Origin of the sequence: Tannerella sp., from assembly GCF_030528505.1 — a bacterium.
In the GTDB taxonomy this organism is placed as follows: domain Bacteria; phylum Bacteroidota; class Bacteroidia; order Bacteroidales; family Tannerellaceae; genus Tannerella.
The window spans coordinates 1-17697 of the sequence record NZ_JAUMYS010000064.1 but is presented as its reverse complement, the minus strand read 5'-3'; the positions used below and the strand labels follow the sequence as shown (position 1 = coordinate 17697).

Sequence of the window (17697 nt, the reverse complement as noted above, 5' to 3'; positions counted from 1 at the left end):
GATTATTTCAGCCCCATCCCGCAAGGGTGGGGGATCGACATCCGGACCTTGTTCGCAGGGCTGAAGGCCTGAATGAAATTCATTATGATTTGTTCTATTGCGGAATCTGGAGGTTATGATTTAGAGATGAATCCTTCTTTTTACTATTTACTATTCATGGCAGATTGATCTCATGCTTTTAAAAACAAATACCAACAAACTCTACATAAATTTGCTTTTACATTCGCTTACCCTGTCGGATTTTTATCATTTATGAATAATTTTCAGATTCGTCTATTGGGATAAACCAAACAAATTTCTTATCAATCTGTCTAGTATTCATGCTATATATTTACTCCCAAGACTCAATCGTTAAATAGAATATAATTTAGTCAAACAAAACAAAGGCTGACACTTGTTTTATTTTTTGTTTTTTCTTTGCAAATACATATTATTAATTTTGAATCAAAAGAAAATGGAAACGAGAGTTAAAACAAGAGTAGCGACAGTAGTCGCAGTAGCAATTTTTATGGTAATGGGTGTTTTCTCTGCCAAGGCACAATTGTTATTTAGAGACAATCATCTCTTTGTAGGGCCACGACCTGCAAACTACACATCGGTGGCTTCGGCTGCTTCCCCGGGAGTTTATATCGGAGCTAAACAGGGTATTGAGTACTGGGATGGTGGTTTGAACTTCTGGACTTTGGGACAGGGAACCGCAGGCAATTACAAGCTTTTTGTTGGACATAACGGCAATGTTGGGGTTGGCAGAAAGCCGTCTACTTACAAATTGGAGGTAAACGGCCAAGTTTGGACATCGGCAGGGCTATTGATTACATCGGATGAGACGAAAAAGAGAAACATTAAGAGCATGAGAGAACAACGCTCCGTGTATTATGAATAAAATGAAGCAGCTGAATGGAAAGATGTACGATAAATTGGTTGAATCGAAGAAAGACAATGCCGCAGAAATAGCCAAAATGGTTGAGACCGGAAAAATAAGTGCACAGGATGCACCGTCTGCATTGAATGAATTGAATAAAGTAAAAACAGACAAATATATACGGGAATATGGGTTCATTGCTCAGGAAGTGAAAGAATTATTTCCCGAACTTGTAGATGAGAATGCGGAAGGGATTCTTTCTATTAACTATACGGGACTAATTCCCGTATTGGTAGAAGCTATCAAAGATCTGCAAGAAAGGGTAGAGAAGTTGGAGCAAAGCAGTAACCATGGTATATCATTGAAAAGAGGTGTATCATCGGATTATTCCGATAATACGACGGGGAAAATTGTTAACGACAGTGAGTATTTATCTCAGAACGTCCCCAATCCTGTAAATGGCAGTACGGAAATCAGCTATCAATTACCCGAAGGTACAACACAAGCTTCTATTGTGGTTTGTTCGATTGGCGGGGCGGTTGTTAAAACAATGCCTCTCAATGTATCCGAGAAGAGTGGTCATATTACGTTGTATGCAGCTGATCTTGCCAAAGGGATAAATTTCTATCGATTGATGGTAAATGGGGCTGTTTTAAGTTCAAAAAAACTGATTAATCCATAGGGAAAACATTATGAAATCTACTGTATTTATCAGATACATCTGTATCTTGTTGCTATTTACGACATGGCAGTATTGCAAGAAAGAAGATGGTCCGGGCAAGAAAGAAGATGGCATTAAGATTGAAAATCTGCAAACGAGGCTGCGGATTGTGGTTTCACCCTCGGTAGGCAGCGATGTCGAGCACGTATGGCGTGCCAATCCTGAAAATATGCTGATACATTACCCTCCGTACGGTTTGTATAAAGGAAATACATACTTCGGCTATACGGATGAAAAGGGAGAAACTGTTCTGTGTAAGGTAAAAAATCTTCCGGCATCCGTAAAAGAGTGGAAAGGAGAATTTGTTTATAAGAACACATTAGATACGATCACAGAAGTCAATGTGCGGCTGAGCGGTATTGTACGGACCGAAACAGACAGTTTAGGTAAGAAGCAGGGAACGATGGATTTGACTTCGATTGTGCCAACCGGGCCTAAGCCGAAACCGGTGTTGCAATTGGGAATGTATGCACATACTTATCCAACACTTGGTGGTAAATCGGTGAAAATCGAATTTATCGATCGGAAAATACTCAAACTGATGGAACCCGGGCTTCCGGTAAAAACATATCATTATGAAATATTCGATACCGAACATGCAATTATGCTGAAAGATGTTACCGGAGTAGTACCGGAGCAAAAAATGTTTTTTCATGTGATAAGCGATTCCGAATTTGAAACACATTGTTTCTGTAGTTATACGGCTGAATATCCGGGCCAGGTATTAATGACGTTTAAAAAGACAGAATAATCAAAAAAGTAGAGCTATGAAACGATTATATTTGTTTTTGACTGTTAAGTGCCTTTGTGTCCTGTTTCTTTTTGTCGTAGTAGGAGTATCTTGCAAGAAAGAAGATGGTCCGGGCAAGAAAGAAGATGGCATTAAGATTGAAAATCTGCAAACGAGGCTGCGGATAGCAGTACCCGACAGTCTTGATCCGAATGTCGAGGATTTATGGCATGCCAATACCGGAAACATACTGGTATACTACCCACCGTTTAATATTTCCTATACGGGCAAACCATATTATTATAAGGGCAAAGTCTTTTTCGGCTATATGGACGAGCAGGGAGCGATCATCGAATGCGAAGTGAAAAACCTGCCGGAATCCGTAAAGGACTGGAAGGCAGAATTGGTGTATGATACCGGATTCGGTATGATTCGGGAAATCAATGTGCGGATGAACGGGGTTGTCCGGCTTGATACAGCCGGACAGGCAATAAAACGGGGTGTGCTGGAGTTGACTTCATTGGAGCCGTCAGGAACCGGAAATAAGCCGACACTTCAACGGGGAATCTATTTTAGTACCTATCCACATCTGGAAACAAGACTGAGCGTTAATTTTGTCAATGAAAGCGATGTGATAATTCCTGTACTATTGCCGGGAAAGGGAGAGTATGATTATGCAATTCGTGAAGAAAAACATACGATTGTACTGAAAGACCCTGTTTCAGGAAAGGAATGGGAATTGTTTTTTCGTGCAGTAAATGATTATGAATTTGAACTGGAACATCCCTGGGGTGGTATTCTCGAATATCCGAGGTTTCGGATTTTGACTTTCAAACATATAGATAAACTATACAAAAAATAAAGCTATGAAACGATTATATTTAAACGCCCCGATTATAAACTCCTCGTTGCTTAAAAGCATCTGTATACCGCTGCTTTTGGCCACAGGAATATCCTGCAATAAAAACAACGAGCCGCCCACACCAGACGACGGTATCAGGATCGAAAACTTAGAAACCAGACTGCGGATTGTGGAATCGTATGAATCGTATTCAGATTTATGGGATGCCAATGTTGAAAACATACTGATATACGCTCCATCCTATTATTCAGCGTATAAAAGCGATACATGCTTCGGCTATACGGACGAGAAGGGAGAAGTGACTTTGTGTAAAGTAAAAAACCTTTCGGCTTCCGTAAAAGATTGGAAAGCAGAATTGGTACATGATACCGGATTCGGGATTATTCGAGAAATCAACGTGCGGTTGAGCGGTATCGTACAAACCCAAACGGATAGTTCGGGATATAAACAGAGAACATTGGTATTGACCTCAATCGTACCGACAGGGCCGAAACCGAAACCGACATTGCGACCGGGCATATATTGGGCGATCTATCCTCCGGGTTATAAAAAAGACGTAAAAATCGAATTTATCGATAAAAAAGAAGTTGTGATTTCGACGACCGCGTCTCATTTCAAATCTTCAGATCGTTATAATTATGAGATACTGGAAGATGAGCATGTGATCATATTGAAAGAACTTGCCGGAAAATCGGAACTGAAACTGGAACATAAGCTGTTTTTCCGCATGATAAATGATTCCGAATTCGATCTTGATTTATTTTATAATAATGTATTAGAATATCCAAGATACCGTATCTCGACCTTCAAAAAAGACGAACAATCAAAAAAGTAGAGCTATGAAACGATTATATTTATGTTTATTTGTTGCACTTCTTGCAACGAATCTGTTTGCTCAATCGGATTTTTTCTATTCGAAAGATGGGAAAAAAGAGGTATTTAAGATTCGAAAAGACCTCATTGTCTTTAAGACGAAATCACAGGATTTGCAGGATCAGGCTATTCGGCAATTCAAGTTCGAATCGTTGGATAGACTGTCCGACGGTTGGGTAAAAGCGAAGGTCGACCCGAATCGATTCCGGGATGAAGAACTTATGCGATCCGATAGGGTAGAAGATGTCTATTATATGTTGGAGTATAACAATACTGCACAGCTTGCTTTATCCAACAGTATTTTCGTCAAACCCCGCGAAGGAGAAACGATAGAAAGTGTGATCCGAAAAAGCGGACTCTCCGGTAAAATCAGAGAAAACGAACTGATTTTGCCGGCATCGGGAATATCTCTGCTTACTTTAGATTGCAAAATGAAGGATATGCTATCCGTATGCCGTAAGGTATATGAAACGGGAACGGTCGATTTTGTCGAACCCAATTTTTATATGGAAGCGATGTTGGGCAATACGTATTGGCCCCAACAGTGGACATTCAAAAATACCGGGCAGACTGGTGGAATCCCCGGAATCGATATCAATATCGAGCCTGCATGGAGAATCACCAAGGGTAACGGTAATATCAAGATTGCCATTGTCGATCAAGGCGTTGATTTAACGCATCCCGATCTGGAAGCCAATCTGCTGAAAAGTCTTGGATTTGATGCTACGGCTCCGGCAGGGCAAGACGGTACCAAAGGAGGCTATACGGGCAACGATGGGCATGGCACATGGTGCGCAGGTGTCGTAGGAGCTGTTGATAATTCCATCGGAGTGGTAGGTGTTGCACCACGGTGTAAAATGATACCGATAAGAATATTTTCAGATGATTATGTAACAACGAATGCTCAAATAGATATTAATGTGAGAGGGCTTAGACATGCTTACGAGGCAGGTGCTGATGTTATCAACAATTCATGGGGATTTAATGGCTACAAAAGCCCTACTCATGACGCTGTTATTAGCGAATGCATTCTTCGGGGAAGACGCGGAAAAGGGTGCGTAGTTGTTTTTTGTTCCCATAATGATGGAAAACCTCAGGTACGCAACCCAGCCAATCTCTCGAATGTAATGGCTGTAGGTTCCGTTCTAAATAATGGTCAACGTGTTCCACGCTCCAATTATGGAAACGAGTTGGATGTGGTCGCTCCGGTTGGCCCAGACGGAAAAGAAGATGCGGCTATAAGAGTCTATACAACCGATTTACAAGGGCCTAAAGGTACAAATACGGCGCCCAGTCCTGCAGGTGATTATCGCCATGGTTTTCGTGGCACTTCAGCTGCCTGCCCTCAGGTAGCAGGTATTGCAGCATTGATCTTATCCGTTAATTCGCAACTGTACGAACATGAAGTTCGGAGTATTATCGAAATGACATGCCGTAAACTGGACCGTTATGAGTTTAAAGAGACACCCAACCATCCCAACGGGACTTGGAACAGGGAGGTGGGCTACGGATTAGTAGATGCCGAAGCGGCCGTTCAGGCGGCAAATTGCGTAAACAGTTTGGCGAATAACATATCGTCCAACCGATTTGCCCGAAGTTGCAGTTCCGGTTTTACGTTACGGAACGTAACGGTGTCTAGTGGTGCGAAATTGACCGTCAAATCACCTGAAACGTCTGTTAACGGAACATTTGAGGTGAATTCAGGCTGTTGTTTTGAGGTGAGATAATAAAGTAGATAACAGAAACTCGTGTCCGAAGGATTTTGAGGGTGTGTCTAAACGGAATGTTTAGGCGCACCCTCTTTGGATGTGAAATTTCTCCGGACTTTATTTAGTCTGTTTGATTCTGTTCAAACAGACCGTTATGACCGAATTTAACAGGTTGCTCTGAAGATTATTTACAGAGCAGGCTTCTTTTCTAATTTATTTTCTACCTTTGTCCCCGAAAAAGTCAGTAGCATGAGACGCATTTTCCTGATTGGCTACATGGGAGCTGGTAAGACGACGATGGGCAAAGAGCTTTCGAAGCAAAGCGGCTTGTCGTTTATAGACCTCGATCACTTTATGGAGGGCCGGTATCGTAAAACGGTCCGACAGCTTTTTGAAGAAAAGGGAGAAGAGGCGTTTCGGCAAATCGAGAAAAAGGCCTTGCATGAAGTGGCTGATTTTGAAAACGTGGTTATTTCTACCGGAGGAGGCACTCCGTGTTTTTTTGACAACATGGCATACATGAATTCCATCGGGACGACAGTCTATTTAAAGGCTTCTCCTCAAGGACTGTCCGATCGTCTCGAACATTGCAAACCGAATCGTCCTTTATTGAAAGGGCTTTCGGGAGCAGGCTTGACGCATTTCGTCAAAGCATCCTTGACGGAGCGCGCTCCTTTTTACGAGCAGGCACACATTACGTTCGATGTGGAAGTACTGGTTACCGAGAACGACGTAACGACACTGGCCGCAACACTTCAAAAAATGATCGACACACGCTATTCGTAAAATATATATCCATATAATTATACTTTTTCTGAAAATATTGAACAATATTAAATTGTCATGACAGAACCAACCAAAGTAACGACACTGGATCATGTGGTGATCCGTTTTTCGGGAGATAGTGGTGATGGTATGCAACTTACCGGCACGATCTTCTCCAATCTGTCGGCCATCTTCGGGAACGATATTTCCACGTTTCCCGACTATCCGGCCGAAGTGCGTGCGCCGCAAGGCTCGCTGAGCGGCATTTCCGGTTTCCAGGTACATCTGGGAACGAAGAAAGTGTACACCCCCGGCGATAAGGCCGATGTATTGGTGGCGATGAACCCGGCGGCGCTTAAAGTGAACGTGAAGAACCTCAGACCGGGTTCGATCGTAATCATCGACTCCGACTCGTTTACGACGAGAGACCTTGAGAAGGCCGAGTTTAAAACCGAAGATCCCATTGAGGAGCTTGGTCTGACGAATGTGCAGGTCGTTTCCGCACCGATCTCGACGATGGTGCGCGACGGATTGGCCGAATTCGGGCTGGATAACAAGTCGGCCTTGCGCTGCAAGAACATGTTTACGCTCGGACTCGTCTGTTGGCTGTTCGACCGTCCGTTAGATCATGCCATGACCATGCTTCAGACGAAGTTCGCTAAAAAACCGGACATCGCCAAGGCCAATATCAAGGCTCTGACCGACGGATATAACTACGGGAACAACATTCATGCCTCCGTTTCGACTTATCGGATCGAAGGATCGAAGCAGAAGCCCGGCGTCTATACGGATGTGAACGGAAACAATGCGACTTCGTACGGGCTGATCGCCGCGGCCGAAAAAGGTAACCTTCGGTTGTTCCTTGGGAGTTATCCGATCACCCCCGCAACCGATATTTTGCACGAACTTTCCAAACACAAAAACCTTGGAGTCATCACGGTACAGGCAGAAGACGAGATTGCCGGAATTTGTACGGCTATCGGTGCCAGCTTCGCCGGGTGCTTGGGTGTGACATCGACTTCCGGCCCCGGACTCGCGCTCAAAAGCGAAGCGATCGGCTTGGCGATGATTGCCGAGCTGCCGTTGGTGGTGATTGACGTGCAGCGCGGAGGCCCGTCGACCGGAATGCCAACCAAAAGCGAGCAGGCCGACTTGATGCAGGCGCTTTACGGACGAAACGGGGAAAGCCCTGTCGTTGTACTGGCTGCCTCGACTCCTACCGATTGCTTCGATATGGCCTATTGGGCCGGTAAGTTGGCTGTAGAACACATGACTCCGGTGATTCTGCTCACGGATGCGTTTATCGCTAACGGTTCTTCTGCCTGGCGTATTCCGGATTATCTGAACGATTATCCGGCGATCAAGCCGAATTACGTGGAGAATTATAAGAGTGAGGAGCCGTGGAAGGCTTATCGGCGCGATAAAGAAAGCCTCGTTCGCTACTGGGCGGTGCCCGGAACCGAGGGTTTTACCCATCGTATCGGGGGGTTGGAGAAAGACTACGATACCAGTTCTATCTCGACCGATCCGAAGAACCACCAGAAGATGGTACAGACACGCCAGGGAAAAATCGATAACATTGCGGAACATATTCCCGACGTCGAAGTGTTGGGGGATCAGGATGCCGACCTGCTGATTGTAGGCTGGGGAGGAACGTATGGTCATCTGCATGAGGCAATGGATATTCTGCGTCAGAACGGCCATAAGATCGGAATGGCTCATTTTCGCTTCATTAACCCGCTGCCTAAAAATACGGAGCAAATCCTGAAGCATTATCCCAATGTTGTGGTAGCTGAACAGAATAACGGGCAGTTCGCCAGCTATTTGCGTAGTAAGATCAAAGACTTTAATCCGCACAAGTTTAACCGTATCAAAGGACAACCCTTTGTCGTATCCCGCTTAGTTGAAGAATTTACGAAAATTATGGAGGGCAAATAATTATGAATACAGATTTGAAATATACTCCCAAAGATTATAAAAGTGACCAGTATGTGCGCTGGTGTCCCGGATGTGGTGACCATGCTACGTTGAACTGTCTGCACAAGGCAATGGCCGAAGTGGGGATACCGCCTCATCAGACGGCCGTGATCTCCGGTATCGGTTGCTCGTCACGACTGCCGTACTATATGAATGCGTATGGTTTCCATACCATTCACGGACGTGGCGCTGCCATTGCGACGGGGGTGAAAACGGCGCGTCCCAATTTGAGCGTATGGCTCGTTACCGGCGATGGCGACTGTTTGGCTATCGGAGGAAATCACTTTATTCATGCCGTACGACGCAATGTCGATTTGAATATCGTATTGATGAACAACAAAATATACGGTTTGACGAAAGGGCAGTATTCTCCGACTTCCGATCGTGGATTCGTGTCGAAAAGTTCGCCGTACGGAACGGTGGAAGATCCGTTTATCCCCGCCGAGTTGACACTGGGTGCCCGCGGACACTTCTTCGCTCGCGCACTCGATGTAGACTTGTCGAACCTGACCGATATTCTTGCGGCGTCCGCCCGCCATAAAGGAACATCCGTTACGGAGGTGCTTGTCAATTGTGTGATCTTTAATCACGGTATCCATCGGCAGGTTTCGGACCGTGAGGTACGTGCCGAGAAGACGATTTTCCTGCGCCATGGCGAAAAGATGCTCTTCGGGAAAGACAATCAGAAGGGACTTGTGCTCGACGGATTGAAGCTTAAGGCGGTGACGCTTGGAGAAGACGGCTATACGATCGACGATGTTCTCGTTCATGATGCGCACGAAAGAGATAACACCTTGCACATGATGCTTGCCATGATGACCGATGACATGCCCGTAGCACTCGGTATTATCCGCGATGTGGAAGCACCGGTATACGATGAGGCCGTACATCAGCAGCTTGCCGAAGTACAAGCGAAGAAATCGGCCCGAACATTGCACGAGATGTTGATGACCGGCGAGACGTGGGAAGTCAAGTAAGCCGTTGTGCTTGAATAAAACAGGAAAGGGCGGTGTGTCATAACGGGCAAACTGCTTCGTTGCTTGCGGAATGAGAGCTCGGTCACATCCCTTAGTATGCTCCCTCACCCTCATCCTTAGCGCCTTGCTTTTTACCCATTCTTACACACCTAAAGAGGGTGTGCCCAAACATTGCATTTTGACACACCCTCTTTTTTGACGCCATACGAACGGTGTCGTCAGAGAACCGGTATGGAAAAACAGGCAGAAGCATCACAAGTTCTTTAATCAATCGCTCTCGATAGATTCGACAGGCCATTCTGAGGTGTCGGCAACCGTGAAAAGCTTAGGATGTTCGCGTTAAATAATACTAACATGTTGTGTTGTTCCGCAAATAAATCGTTCTTTTGCACTAAAATTGGGTAGGTCATATCCTGATTGCCTCCCAATGGTTGCAGAAATAACGTACAGGAGCATGACAGCAAGCAAGAAGAAAGCGCCGATTTCGTTTTTCAACTCCCGCCTGATTTCCGTCATAAGCATTGCGCTCGCATTGTATATGATGGGACTTTTCTTTATTTTCGGGTTGATGAGCAAAGAATTGTCGGTTTATATGAAGGAGAATATTTCGTTTTCCATCATCCTCAAAGAGGAGATCAAAGAGGCTGATATCCGGCAAATGGAGAAGCAGTTGAATGCCCAGCCGTTTATCAAGTGCGCGAAATATATCTCGAAGGAAGAGGCGGCCAAGGAGATGGTCGCGGAGTTAGGAGAAGACCCGCAGACGTTTCTCGGTTTCAATCCGTTTCAGGCTTCGATCGAGGTGAAGTTGAAATCCGCTTACGCCAATCCGGACAGTCTGCAACACATTGAAAAGAAGCTCACTTCATACACGAATGTGTCGGAATTGCTGTATCAGAAAGACATCATGCAGGTGGTGAACAGCAATATCCGGCGTATCGGTTTGGTATTGTTTACGCTGATAACTATTTTGATTCTGATTTCGTTCGTGCTGATCAGCAATACCATCCGACTGCTGATATACTCGAAGCGCTTTTTGGTGTACACCATGCGTCTTGTCGGGGCTACGCCGGCCTTTATCCGTCGGCCGTTTATCCGCTATAACATCGTCAGCGGACTGATTGCCGGTATACTGGCAATAATGATGCTGATGGGAACGTTGTATTATTTGCAGGGTGAGCTTGCGGGGCTGGAGCAAATATTGCGCGGTGAAGGGTTGCTTGTCGTTTATGGTGCGGTACTTGTGTTGGGTGTCGTGTTGTCCGTGCTGGCGGCCTATTTTGCCGTAAATCGCTATTTGTATATGGCCAGAGGAAAAATGTATTATATTTAAACAATAAGGATATATTCAAGAAATATGAAAGATTTTGCATTTGGAAAGAGCAATTTTATCTGGATCGGGGTCTCCGTCTTATTGATTGTTGTCGGTTTCGCTCTGATGAGTGGCGGCGGGTCGAAAGACGGTATCTCTTTCAATCCCGAGATTTTCAGCAAACAACGTATTGTCATTGCTCCGATCGTGACGATGGCCGGGTTTATACTCATGGTTTTCGGCATCTTGAAGGGCGATAAGAAAACGTCGGAACGTAAGGAAGGAACCCTCGGAGAATGAGCTGGATCGAAGCGGTTATTCTCGGAATCATTCAGGGGCTGACGGAGTTTTTGCCGGTCAGCAGCAGCGGCCATTTGACGATTGCCGGTACGCTGTTCGGGATGAAGAGCGGTGAAGAGATTCTCGCCTTCACCACATTGCTGCATGTGGCTACGGTCTGCAGCACCATTGTCGTGCTGTGGGGAGAGATCAAAGGCCTGTTCAAAGGGTTTTTCGCTTTTCGACGTAACGAAGAGACGCTAACTGTCGCCAAATTGTTGCTTTCGGCCGTACCGGTCGGCATTATCGGGCTGTTTTTTAAGGATCACGTCGAGGCCGTGTTCGGACAGGGGCTGTTGATTGTAGGGTGTATGCTACTGCTTACGGCAGCCTTGCTGCTGGTATCGTATTTTACCAAGCCTAACGTGCGAAAAGAGCGTATCTCGTTTCGCGACGCTCTGATCATCGGAGTGGCGCAGGCTTGCGCCGTCATGCCCGGCCTTTCGCGATCGGGCACGACGATTGCAACGGGTATTATGCTGGGAAACAAGAAAGAGCAGGTGGCGAAGTTTTCGTTTTTGATGGTGCTTATTCCGGTCTTGGGCGAAGCCCTGCTCGATGTCGTGAAGATGCTTAAGGGCGATGAGGCGTCGGCTTATGCGACCATGTCGCCCGTAGCGATGTGGTGCGGTTTTGCGGCGGCTTTCGTTTCGGGGGCTGTTGCGTGCAAATGGATGATCGGCATCGTCAAGCGTGGTAAGCTGATCTATTTCGCTTACTACTGTATGGCTGTCGGAACGCTGGCCATCATCTATTCATTCTTTAAATAAGCGAGGTAACGATGGATTTTCTTGCGGGTGAAATCGTATATTTTGACAAGCCGTTGGATTGGACGTCGTTCGATCTGGTGAACAAGTTCCGCTATCTGCTTTCCCGCAGGCTGAAGGTTAAAAAGATCAAAGTCGGTCATGCCGGGACGTTAGATCCGAAGGCGACGGGTGTTCTGATTGTCTGTACGGGTAAGGCTACGAAGCGTATCGACGAGTTCCAGTATCAGACGAAGGAATATGTGGCGACTCTGCAATTGGGAGCGACTACTCCGTCTTTCGATTTGGAGAAAGAGATCGATTGTACTTATCCGACCGGGCATATCACGCGCGAGCTGGTTGAGCAGACGCTGGTCACGTTCGTGGGTACCATCCGGCAGGTACCTCCTGTCTTTTCGGCATGCAAGGTAGGAGGCAAGCGCGCCTATGAGCTGGCGCGCAGAGGTGAAGAAGTTGCTTTGAAAGCGAAGACGCTTGTCATCGACGAGTTGGAACTGTTGGAATACGCACTTCCGGTTATCAAGATACGGGTGGTATGCAGCAAAGGAACGTATATCCGTGCGTTGGCGCGCGATATCGGTATAGCTCTCCGCTCCGGAGCGCACCTGATCGCTTTGCAACGCACGCGCATCGGTGAGGTGACCCTTGATCGCTGCATCCGTCCCGAAGAGATGGAAGCTTTTCTGGATCGTGCCCTCGCGGAGTCGTCTCATCCGGTTGAATCATCGAATTAAAATTAAAATAATCATATGAAACTCTCAAACTTCAAATTCAATTTGCCGCCGGAACTGATTGCGGCCTATCCGGCACCGCACCGCGACGAGTCTCGCCTGATGGTCTTACATCGCGATACCGGCAAGATCGAGCATAAGGTCTTCAAAGACCTTATCAAATATTTCGGAGCCGGCGATGTGTTCGTGATGAACAATACGCGGGTGTTTCCGGCTCGTTTGTATGGCAACAAGGAAAAAACCGGTGCCAAGATCGAGGTGTTCCTGCTGCGCGAGCTGAACGAGAGCATGCGTTTGTGGGATGTACTCGTCGATCCGGCGCGTAAGATCCGCATCGGGAACAAGCTCTACTTCGGGAAGAACGACTCGATGGTCGCCGAAGTGATCGATAATACGACTTCGCGCGGACGGACGTTGCGTTTTCTCTACGACGGCACGCACGAAGAGTTTGTCAAAGCCCTGTTCGCTTTGGGCGAAACGCCGTTGCCCAAGTACATGAACCGCCCCGCCGAGCCTGAGGATGTAGAGCGTTACCAGACGATATACGCCACGGAAGAGGGCGCTGTCGTAGCTCCCGCTGCCGGGCTGCATTTCAGTCGCGAGTTGATGAAGCGGCTTGAGATCAAGGATTGCAGCTTCGTTTATCTGACCGTACATTCCGGCTTGGGCACATATCGTGATATTGATGTCGAAGATTTGTCGAAGCATAAGGTGGATTCCGAGCAGATGATCATTAACGGTGAGGTGGTGCAGGCGGTCAACAAGGCCAAATCCGACGGGCGTAAGGTGTGCGCCGTGGGTACGTCGGTGATGCGTGCCATCGAAACGGCGGTCGGGACAGACCGCAACCTGAAGGAGTATGACGGATGGACGAATAAGTTTATCTTCCTGCCTTACGAATTCAGTATCGCCAATGCGATGATTACGAACTTTCACATGCCGCTTTCCACATTGCTGATGATGACGGCCTCGTTCGGAGGGTATGACCTGACGATGGAAGCCTATCAGACGGCCATCAAGGAGAAATACCGTTTTTGCGCTTACGGCGATGCCATGTTGATTTTATGACGACAACCGAGGTTCCAACAACAAGCAATGCCTACCTGAGTTTAGGCTCGAATCAGGGGAATAAGCGAAAGAATATGATTACGGCGTTGGCGCTGTTGGCCGAAAGGGCGGGAGATATTCCTACCCTTTCGGCTTTTTACGAGACTGAGCCGTGGGGGTTCGATTCGGAGCATACGTTCCTCAATGCCGCCGTCCATCTGCAAACCACGCTTTCGCCCGCCGACCTGCTGGCGCTTACGCAGCAGATTGAGCGCGAGTTGGGACGCACGGTCAAGAGCGAAAACCACACGTATCACGACCGTCCGATTGATATCGATATTTTGTTGTACGACGATTTGGTGTGTGAAACGCCCGAGCTGACTGTTCCTCATCCGCTGATGCACCATCGGCGGTTTGTGCTCGAGCCACTGGCCGAGGTAGCGCCGGCACTCCGCCATCCGGTATTGCATCGCACGGTCGACGAGCTGCTTCATGCCTTGTGAGGGGCACCCGCCATATGGCCGCCGTCACAGATTCAGTTGCATCCCTTTCGGGTATTTCACGCTGTAACTGATCTGATAGCTCTTCGTCTCGCCCGGTTGAAACGTATCTTCCCACGTGACCACGCCCGTTTCCGTCTTGTTCGTGGTCGGCGGGGTCGTTTCTTTCAGCAGTTCTACTTCGATATTTTTCTGTGTCGAGATCGGATACTGGTCTTTGAGCGTCAGTTTGATTTCTTTCTTCTGATTGTTTTTGACGGTGATTTTGTACGTGAACACTTGCTTCACATCCGATCCGAACAAGCGCGTACTGCTGAAATCCTGCATCTTTTCCCGTTTCACGGAGATGCGCTGATCCGTGCCGAGCGTCAGCGTCAGGTTTTGCAGCGTGCCGGAGCCGTCGATATACGTTTCGCCCAGATACATATCGTCGTACGAGATCATGGCCTTGCCGCTCGGCAGGTCCAGCTTCTCGCTCTCCGTCAGTTCGGCGGTGAGGTATGTGCGCGTGTCTAATTTCGGCGCCGCGTAGAAGCGGTAGTTCGCGTTGGCCTGCTGCACCCGCAGGTCGATGTTCTGTTCCTTGCCGTTGCCGGGGATGGTGTAGGGCAGGTCGATCGCATAGGTGGTGACCAGTGCATTGTCGTCCACCGTCAGATAGTCGTCGACTGTTGCTTCGGCCATGGCTACGGAGGCTTCTTCTACCACCATCTTTTGGCTTTCTTTACTATCGTAGACGTTTCGTACGGACGGCTGACTTCGCAGCATCGGTCCGGATGTCCATTCGTGCAGGAACCATGTGTTGAAGAGCGGGGCTACTTGTCCTTTGCCGGGCGCTCCCGTTGAGAGCGTTAACTTCACACGTTTCCAGTCGACGCCCGTTGTCTGGCGTATCCGCGCTTTCGAGACGATCTGCACCGGGTGTTCGATCGATTCCACATGCAGGTGGTAATAAGGCGACCAGCCCGCCGCGAACGTGCAATAGCTTACAGCCAGCCGGCTCTTCATGGCCGACGGCGCGGTGAGGCTCAGTTTCAGTGCTCCCGTTTCATGCCCGCCAGCCTTCAGCTCGTTTGTGATACGTGCGATGTTCGTTTCGAGGCGCTTCTTTTCTTCTTCGCGCTTGATCAGTAGCGTCTCGATTTCGATGTGTTTGTTTTTGAAGTACTCCATGCTTTTAGCCAGCTCGTCGAGTGTCATGCCTTTCTCCTGCGAAGACATTTTCTGGGTCATCCCCTTCTCCAGCATCTCCAGCATCTGCCGGTGGACGTTCATCTCGATGTCGATCTGTTGCACGTTCTTTTGATACATTTCCAGCGAGTCGCGCAGCTTTCGGAGCGCCGGGTCGGTGATTTGTTCCGATACATGTGCTGGCACGAACTCGTAGGCCGAGATAACGATTCCCGCGCCGGCACGTATATTCAGACTGCCGGCATCGATTTGGGTGCTCAGCCCCTCAATCCATACTTCGTTCTCGCCCTGCGTCAGGGAGACTTCGGCCGAGTGTTTCAGCTCCGCCCCACGGAGAAAGACCGTCACTTCGTCCAGTTTCGAGCCGACGGTCTTTCGTACATTCGCTTGTGTTTCCATCATCATACTCATCATAAAAATTCCGGTTAAAATAATTCCTGTTCTCATTGCGATTTGTTTTTAAGGTGTTTGTAACGCGATACAAAGCTACAAGATAATTTTGAATTTTGTTGGATTATTGAATGAATTCTTGTTCTGTTGGATGGTTTGTGTGTTTTTTGTTTAGTATTCCGTTATCTGATTGTTTAGATGTTTAGTTGTTGGAGGCGGTTTTGTGCCACCCCATGCCGGTATGCAGCGTAGGGGCGATCCTCTGTGTTCGCCCGTCGGAACAACCTTTGTGCCCTTTGTGGTTTCCCTTGCGCTCTTTGTGGTAAAATAAACTGCAAGGTTCGCAAGTTTTCTTTTGCGTTCGGATATCGTGTACCACGCATAACCATTAACAATTGAGTTATGTCAGGCTTTTAGCCCTCCGCTGGGGGGCTTTTTCCTCAACGCTTCGCTCCACATTGGGCTGAATTAATGCGCCCTTTCAGGGCTTTTACAGTATTCAGTTATCAGTATTCAGCCAACAATCAACAACTAAACGACTAAACAATCAAACAACTCAACGCCCGAAGGGCTCCATTTTTCGTTTTTCCCTTGTTCTTCTTTTTTTCGGTCATCCGAAAAGTTTTTTTCAAAAAAGTTTGTGGGGAAGAAAAAATCATTTATCTTTGCAGCGTCTTTCAGAGGAAGACATAACTTTTTCCCGGTTTATTCGGGCGCTTAGCTCAGCTGGTTCAGAGCATCTGCCTTACAAGCAGAGGGTCGGGGGTTCGAATCCCTCAGCGCCCACGGAAATTATTTAAGTGTTTTCATAGGACAAATTAATAAATAGCAACCTGCCGATCGATGATGATTCGCAGGTTTTTTTGTGTCCGAATCTCCCACTTCCCGATATCCGGCAGAGCGAACGATGAAAAAAACAGTATCTTTGCCGTATGTTTATTCAAGAATTGACAGCACATTGCACGTTGTTTCAGGGCGTGAAGCCGGAAACGGTCAAGGACTTGTTCGACCGTTACGGTTATGCGCTCCGATCGTATCCCGAACAGTCGTTTCTGGCGATGCAAGGCGAAGCGTGTCGTTCGTTGTTTATTCTCTGCCACGGCCGTGTTAATGCTTCGATGATTAATCGGGAAGGCCGACAAATCATTGTCGAGCAATTTACCGACTGGGCGGTGCTCGCACCTGCTTTCCTGCTGGCTACGCACAACGTGTTTCCCGTCAATATCGAAACGACCTCACCCTGCGAAGTGCTTGTGCTGAACAAGGACACGCTGCTCAAGATGTTGCATGCCGACTTGCGCATGATGGAGAATTTCCTGCGCGAAATTTCGGACAAGTGTGCCGTACTGACCGGACGACTCAACAGTTTTGCTCTAAAATCGCTTCGCGAACAGTTATTGCAATATCTTCATACGCGAGAGCACTACGGAAAGCAACAGGAAATCGCCGACCGGTTAGGCGTGGCGCGTCCCTCGCTCAACCGGGTGTTGCAGGAACTGTGTCACGAAGGAATCGTTAAACTCGAACGCGGCAAAATCACCCTGCTGAAACGCTCGCTCCCGAAAACCGATTCATAAAAAGAGAGGGCGTGCCGTGTTGACACCCCCTCTACAATTCAACTTAATTCCCCAAAACGCTGAGACTGCTAATCACCCTAAAAATTATGAAGTACGAACGCAAATAAATAATTAAAGTAGTAGAGTCGTTAATGGTAGTCAAAGTAATAAAGAATTACGAGCGCTAACGGCTGATGTCTGACTAAACTTGTGCAACTTGTGGTCAAAAACTGACAACTGATTAATTCAGGCTTTCAGCCCTCCAAACATGTATCTACATCAATCCTCCCACCCTTGCGGGATGGGGCTGAAATAAATCGGGCTTTCAGCCCTTGGTTGGAAAATGGTTAATGGTTATGTCCTTCGGGCGTTGAGATGTTGAGATGTT

General features: G+C 47.4%; 17 protein-coding genes and 1 tRNA gene. 17 read left to right on the top strand and 1 reads right to left on the bottom strand.

The features are described from left to right. The first annotated feature begins 454 nt into the window (after nt 1-454). The 15 genes from Q4A89_RS09775 to folK all read left to right on the top strand — a co-directional run bounded on the left by Q4A89_RS09775 (nt 455) and on the right by folK (nt 14175). A complete protein-coding gene (locus tag Q4A89_RS09775; protein ID WP_303185216.1) occupies nt 455-883 on the top strand; it encodes a hypothetical protein in 429 nt (142 codons plus the stop codon). A 1-nt stretch (nt 884) separates the two neighbouring features. Continuing rightward, nucleotides 885-1544 carry a tail fiber domain-containing protein gene (locus Q4A89_RS09770; protein ID WP_303185215.1) on the top strand — a complete coding sequence of 220 codons (660 nt, stop codon included), beginning with the start codon at nt 885-887 and terminating at the stop codon, nt 1542-1544. Between the two features lie 10 nt (nt 1545-1554). Next, on the top strand, nt 1555-2334 hold the full coding sequence (locus tag Q4A89_RS09765) for a hypothetical protein (RefSeq protein ID WP_303185213.1): 780 nt from the start codon (nt 1555-1557) through the stop codon (nt 2332-2334). Nucleotides 2335-2350: 16 nt separating this feature from the next. Then, a complete protein-coding gene (locus Q4A89_RS09760; RefSeq protein ID WP_303185212.1) occupies nt 2351-3175 on the top strand; it encodes a hypothetical protein in 825 nt (274 codons plus the stop codon). A 4-nt stretch (nt 3176-3179) separates the two neighbouring features. Next, the gene (locus Q4A89_RS09755) at nt 3180-4010 is read left to right on the top strand and encodes a hypothetical protein (RefSeq protein ID WP_303185210.1); all 831 of its coding nucleotides are present in this window, start codon (nt 3180-3182) and stop codon (nt 4008-4010) included. 4 nt (nt 4011-4014) lie between these two features. Next, nucleotides 4015-5775, top strand: a complete 1761-nt coding sequence (locus Q4A89_RS09750) for a S8 family serine peptidase (RefSeq protein WP_303185209.1) — start codon at nt 4015-4017, stop codon at nt 5773-5775. Nucleotides 5776-6006: 231 nt separating this feature from the next. After that, the gene (locus Q4A89_RS09745; protein ID WP_303185208.1) at nt 6007-6543 is read left to right on the top strand and encodes a shikimate kinase; all 537 of its coding nucleotides are present in this window, start codon (nt 6007-6009) and stop codon (nt 6541-6543) included. Between the two features lie 57 nt (nt 6544-6600). Then, nucleotides 6601-8460 carry a 2-oxoacid:acceptor oxidoreductase subunit alpha gene (locus tag Q4A89_RS09740; RefSeq protein ID WP_303185207.1) on the top strand — a complete coding sequence of 620 codons (1860 nt, stop codon included), beginning with the start codon at nt 6601-6603 and terminating at the stop codon, nt 8458-8460. Between the two features lie 2 nt (nt 8461-8462). Next, nucleotides 8463-9476, top strand: coding sequence for a 2-oxoacid:ferredoxin oxidoreductase subunit beta (locus Q4A89_RS09735; RefSeq protein WP_303185206.1), 1014 nt, complete (start codon nt 8463-8465; stop codon nt 9474-9476). A gap of 454 nt (nt 9477-9930) precedes the next feature. Then, nucleotides 9931-10809, top strand: coding sequence for an ABC transporter permease (locus Q4A89_RS09730; protein WP_303185205.1), 879 nt, complete (start codon nt 9931-9933; stop codon nt 10807-10809). A 24-nt stretch (nt 10810-10833) separates the two neighbouring features. Then, nucleotides 10834-11088 (top strand): DUF3098 domain-containing protein, encoded by a 255-nt coding sequence (locus tag Q4A89_RS09725; RefSeq protein WP_303185204.1) that lies wholly within the window; start codon nt 10834-10836, stop codon nt 11086-11088. Further along, a complete protein-coding gene (locus tag Q4A89_RS09720) occupies nt 11085-11897 on the top strand; it encodes an undecaprenyl-diphosphate phosphatase (protein WP_303185203.1) in 813 nt (270 codons plus the stop codon). Before Q4A89_RS09725 ends, Q4A89_RS09720 begins: the two co-directional genes overlap by 4 nt. Before the next feature lie 11 nt (nt 11898-11908). Further along, nucleotides 11909-12628, top strand: a complete 720-nt coding sequence (gene truB, locus Q4A89_RS09715) for a tRNA pseudouridine(55) synthase TruB (RefSeq protein WP_303185202.1) — start codon at nt 11909-11911, stop codon at nt 12626-12628. Between the two features lie 15 nt (nt 12629-12643). After that, nucleotides 12644-13693, top strand: coding sequence for a tRNA preQ1(34) S-adenosylmethionine ribosyltransferase-isomerase QueA (gene queA / locus Q4A89_RS09710; RefSeq protein WP_303185201.1), 1050 nt, complete (start codon nt 12644-12646; stop codon nt 13691-13693). Further along, nucleotides 13690-14175, top strand: a complete 486-nt coding sequence (gene folK / locus Q4A89_RS09705; RefSeq protein ID WP_303185200.1) for a 2-amino-4-hydroxy-6-hydroxymethyldihydropteridine diphosphokinase — start codon at nt 13690-13692, stop codon at nt 14173-14175. The genes queA and folK overlap by 4 nt, the downstream gene beginning before the upstream one ends. 24 nt (nt 14176-14199) lie before the next feature. Here folK and Q4A89_RS09700 read toward each other — a convergent pair whose 3' ends face one another. Then, entirely contained in the window at nt 14200-15810 is a 1611-nt protein-coding gene (locus Q4A89_RS09700) for a DUF4139 domain-containing protein (RefSeq protein WP_303185199.1), read from the bottom strand. A 654-nt stretch (nt 15811-16464) separates the two neighbouring features. Here Q4A89_RS09700 and Q4A89_RS09695 point away from each other — a divergent pair. Together Q4A89_RS09695 and Q4A89_RS09690 are read left to right on the top strand one after the other, a co-directional pair. After that, nucleotides 16465-16539, top strand: a tRNA-Val gene (locus Q4A89_RS09695). A gap of 146 nt (nt 16540-16685) precedes the next feature. Further along, a complete protein-coding gene (locus Q4A89_RS09690; protein WP_303185198.1) occupies nt 16686-17330 on the top strand; it encodes a Crp/Fnr family transcriptional regulator in 645 nt (214 codons plus the stop codon). The last annotated feature ends 367 nt before the right edge of the window (nt 17331-17697 follow it).